Source organism: Pedobacter frigoris (assembly GCF_005116445.1).
GTDB lineage: Bacteria > Bacteroidota > Bacteroidia > Sphingobacteriales > Sphingobacteriaceae > Pedobacter > Pedobacter frigoris.
Genome location: NZ_SWBQ01000016.1, coordinates 1 through 3,650, shown reverse-complemented (window position 1 = coordinate 3,650; position 3,650 = coordinate 1). Strand labels below are relative to the sequence as shown.

General features: G+C 48.4%; 1 protein-coding gene. It reads right to left on the bottom strand.

The window, feature by feature from the left end; translation table 11 throughout:
• Positions 1-3,650 (bottom strand): beta strand repeat-containing protein (locus FA047_RS20355; RefSeq protein ID WP_136837942.1); only part of this gene is annotated, 3,650 nt, incomplete at both ends.

Below are 3,650 nucleotides of genomic sequence, written 5' to 3'. Positions count from 1 at the left end.
GCTCCGCTGTTGATCACACTGCTGCCTGAAACGCTTGCCGTCCAGCTCACATTGCTCAATGTAGCAGGGACAACATCACTGATCACCAGGTTAGCCGCATTGCTCAAACCGGTATTGCTCGCCTCGATCACATAACTGATCTCTGAACCCGCAACAGCACTGGCAGGACCGGTTTTGCTCAGCACGATGACTGGCTTCTGGGTCACATCGGTTTCTGCAGGCGGGGTCACCACTGGCGGGTTGCCAGGTTCTGAAGGGCTTGCTTTTGCCGTGTTGCTCAGCTTGCCTGCAAACGATGGGTTAACCGTACCTTTTACCGTGATGGTCACTTTATTGCCAGCTCCCGCAGGCAGGTTCACATCCAGCAAAACGGTGTTGCCACTGCCTGTTGCGCCGCTGTTGATACTGCCAGCACCGGAACTCACTGCAGTCCAGCTTACATTGCTCAGCTGAACTGGAACATCATCACTGATCACCAGGTTTGCAGCATTGCTCAACCCCGTATTGCTCGCCTCGATCACATAACTGATCTCTGAACCTGCAATAGCAGTAGCAGGTCCAACCTTGGTCAAGACAACCTGAGGATGACTATTCACGTCGGTGATTACCGGAGGTGTGGTCACTGGCGGGTTGCCTGGCTCAGCTGGTGTAGCTGTAGCTGTATTTGTTAATTTACCAATAAACGACGGGTTGATTGTACCGCTAACATTGATAATAAGCTCATCAGCTGTACCTGCAGGAATAGTCGCAGCTACACTCAATGCATTTCCTATGCCTGTAGCACTTCCTATAATCTGAACTGCACCTGTTTTAACTACTGTCCAGCTGACATTGGTCAATGCCTGAGGGATCGCATCTGTGATCACTGCATTTTGTGCAGTACCAGGGCCGCCATTCGACACCCTGATCTGGTAATTCATTACCTGACCAGCTGTCGCTGTGCCTGATCCTGTTTTACTGATCACAAGTGAAGATATATTTTTTACTGTGGTTGTTATTTCTGAATTAAGAACAGGTTTACCCGGCTCTGTTGGTGTAAGTGTTGCCTTATTGGTGAAGTTACCAGCAAATACCGGATCTACAGTACCCTTCACCGTAACCAATACCGTTCCATTTGCAGGAACTGTTGCTGTAAGCGCTACTGTATTTCCTGTTCCGCTTGCGCCTGTACTAATTACTGATCCACCAGTTACCACACTTGTCCAGCTTACATTTTTAATTTCTGCCGGAACAATGTCACTAAGTACTGCATTTGTCGCCTGAGATGGACCAGCATTACTGATCGCAAGTGTGTAAGTGATCACCTCTCCTGAATTGATAGCGGAAGGACCATTTTTCAGTATTGACAATGCTGAGTTTTTAACGATCGAAGTGGTGATCTCATTAGAGGTTACCGGTGGGTTACCTGCTTCTGATGGGGTAACTACAGCAGTATTGCTCAGACTGGTCAGTACCGTGTTTGCAGGAACCAAACCAGTGATCTGAACCCTAACACTTCCCTGTCCTGCCGGAAGGTCTGCTTTCACATTTACTGCATTACCTGTACCTGCAGCACCGCTGTTGATCACCGCTCCCGATGAAGCCGTTGCTGTCCAGCTTACGTTGGTCAGTACTGCCGGCACCTGGTCAGTAATGGTCGCATTGACCGCGTTACCCGGACCGGCATTGTTTACATCAAGGGTATAAGTAACCGTCCTGCCCGCATCTACGCTTCCAGGTCCTGATTTTACAATGCTGATGTTAGACTCATTAACCACCGTAGTCGTAACCGCACCCGAATTTACCGGTGGATTGCCTGCTTCTGATGGCGTTACTATCGCAGTGTTTACCAATTGCCCTACAAAACCAGCATCGATTGTTCCCTGAACAGTAATATTTACTTCGTTACCAGCACCAGCGGGAATATCGGCTCTTACAGATACTGCATTACCAGTACCGCCCGAACCTGCCGTGATTGATGCAGTACCGCTGCTCATTGCTGTCCAGCTTACATTCTTAATACCTGCCGGTACAGCATCTGTGATGACTGCCTGTATTGCATTACTTGGTCCGTTGTTGATGACACGGATTGTATAGGTGATCGCAGAACCTGATACCCCATTTTGAGGACCAGACTTGCTCACTGATAAACCAGTCAGCGTGCTGATGTCTGTTTTAACCGTACTGGCGTTATTTGAAGTGTTGAAATCTGTAACCCCTGCAGGTAACTGTACATCTGCTGTATTGCTGATGCTGCCTGTTGCAGTGTTTGCTTTTACTACACCATTTACATTAATGGTGATGTAGTTGGCTGTTCCAACAGGGATATTTGCAGTCGTCTGGATATTGCTGCTGCTGCCTAAGGCACCTGCGGTAATACTTGCAGATCCACTCGCTACTGCTGTCCAGCTCAAACCTTCTATTGCTGAAGGGACATTATCTCTGATCAATAACCCGGCAACATCAATAGGTCCGGAGTTACTGACTTTTATGCTGTAAGAGATTGCTGAACCTGCTGCTACCGTTTGCGGACCCGATTTCTGTACCTGGATATCGGTACTCTGGTTCACCGCAGTGACTACTGAACTCTCCCTGACACCATTGGCCGTTACTGTGACCGTATTGGTAAAGGTAGGATGAGCTGAGGTAGTTACAATCCCCTGAACAGTAATTCTGATTACTGATGCAGGATCTGTTGCAGGAATATCACCTGTTGCTATAATTGAATTGGTAGTTCCGCTAACAGTGCCATTAAGTACGCCTCCAATGGAAGCTCCATTAAGTGCTACTGCAGTCCAGCTGCTCACTGCTACATCTGCCGGTACCGGATCTGAGATCTGTGCACCGGTAATATTACCTGCCCCACCATTTCTGATTTCAATGGTATAAGTAATCGGATCACCAATATTAATTGTTGCCGGACCACTTTTCGATACCTTAAGTACCGGATCATTATTTACCTGAGTCGTTACAGAACTGCTGTTCGAGCTTAGGTCCGGATCTGTTACAGGACTTCCCGCAGGGAAGTTTGCAGTAGCTGTATTGGTAAAGACATCTCCATCAATAACTGCCGGATCAACCTGACCGGTGATGGTCACATTAACCACACCAGTATTTGCAGGAATATTGCCTATAACATTTACATTACCTGTGCCATTTGCAGCACCTGTTATTGTAGCGCCGTTCTGAACAGTAGCTGTCCATACCGGATTTAATATTTTTGGAGAAATTGCGTCCAGAATAATTACTCCTGGTGCATTACTTGGTCCATCATTTACGATTCTTAATCCATATGTGATCGTTCCTCCCGCTCCTATATTGGCAGGTCCGGATTTGATGATCCTCACATTGGCTGTTCTGCCCACAGTGGTGGTCACCGTACTGCTGGCCGGACTTGGGTCAGTCACCCCAGCTCCAGGAACTGCCGTAGCTGTGTTCACCAGGCTGCTGCCGGCAAAGCCCGCATCAACTGTTCCATTCACCGTGATCTGTACCAATGCACTGCCCGCCGGAATGTTGGCCGTTACGCTCACATTGCCCGTACCGCTGGAAGCGCCCGAGAGCACAGCGCCGTTTGTACCCACTGCTGTCCAGCTTACATTTGTCAATCCCGCAGGTAACACATCACTGATGTTTACCACTCCTGCATTACTTGGCCCTGCATTGCTTAC